This window comes from Burkholderia sp. ABCPW 11 (assembly GCF_001523445.1).
Taxonomy (GTDB): domain Bacteria; phylum Pseudomonadota; class Gammaproteobacteria; order Burkholderiales; family Burkholderiaceae; genus Burkholderia.
Window position 1 is genome coordinate 1 of sequence record NZ_LOVM01000081.1, and the last position, 1116, is coordinate 1116.

General features: G+C 64.9%; 1 protein-coding gene. It reads left to right on the forward strand.

Going from position 1 to position 1116, the window contains the following annotated elements; genetic code table 11:
• A partial coding sequence (locus WS61_RS27005) for a DUF2827 domain-containing protein (protein WP_059505034.1) occupies positions 1–1058 on the forward strand: 1058 nt, incomplete at its 5' end.
• Positions 1059–1116 lie beyond the last annotated feature (58 nt).

Here is a 1116-nt window from a genome sequence, read left to right on the forward strand (position 1 = left end):
CGATCTGGGAGAACGGCATTCACCAGAACATCGCGTTCCTCGCGATGATGCTCAAGCGTTCGGATCGCGTCGGCCCCGTCTATTTCCTGAACGGCGGCGACGCCAACGCGCTGCCGGCCGGCCTCGAACTCGACGGCCTCGACGTCCCGCTCGTGAAACCCGCCGACGTCACGCACGAACTCGACGTCGTGATCGAAATGGGCGCGCAGTTGCCGGTCGAATGGCTCAGGCACATGAAGACGCTCGGCAAGAAGATCGCCGCGTTCTTCTGCGGGCACGTGTATGCGGGCCTGTGCGAAACGCCGATCTTCGGGAAACCGTCGGGGCACGTGTTCAACGGCGCACCGTTCGACGAAGTGTGGCTGCTGCCGCAATACGACAAGACAGCCGCGCCGATGCTGCAGACGATCCTGCGCGCGCCCGTCCACCTGATGCCGCACATCTGGTCGCCGTACTTCCTCGAGCGCCGCGTGGCCACGCTCGCCGACGAAGGCGCGACGTTCGGCTATCGGCCCGGCCAGCGGCCGTGGAAGCTCGCGACGCTCGAGCCGAACATCTCGGTCGCCAAGTCCTGCCATTACCCGATGCTCGCGTGCGACGAGTTCTACCGTGCGCGGCCTGACGCTGTGCAGCACATGTTCGTCGTCAACTCGATGCACATGAAGGAACATCCGACTTTCGTGCACTTCGCGAACAGCCTCGATCTCGTGCGCCAGCACAAGGCGACGTTCGAACCGCGGCTCGATCTGCCGGGTTTCATGGCGCGTCACGCGGATGCGGTCGTGTCGCATCACTGGGAGAACGGGCAGAACTATCTGTATTACGACGTGCTGTACGGCGGCTATCCGCTGATCCACAACTCGACGCTGATCGGCGACGCCGGCTATTACTACCCGGACTTCGACTCGGCGGCCGGCGGCCGTGCGCTGCTCGAAGCGTGGCTGCATCACGACGAACGCCTCGACGACTACCGCGCGAAGGCGGGCCGGCTGCTGCAGTCGGTCTCGATCGACAACCCCGCGAACCTCGACGCGTTCGTCTCGCGTCTGGTCGCCTGAACCGGAGCATACGCATGTCGGACTCCAATGCCCGTCAAGCGCCCGGCGAGGGCAAGCG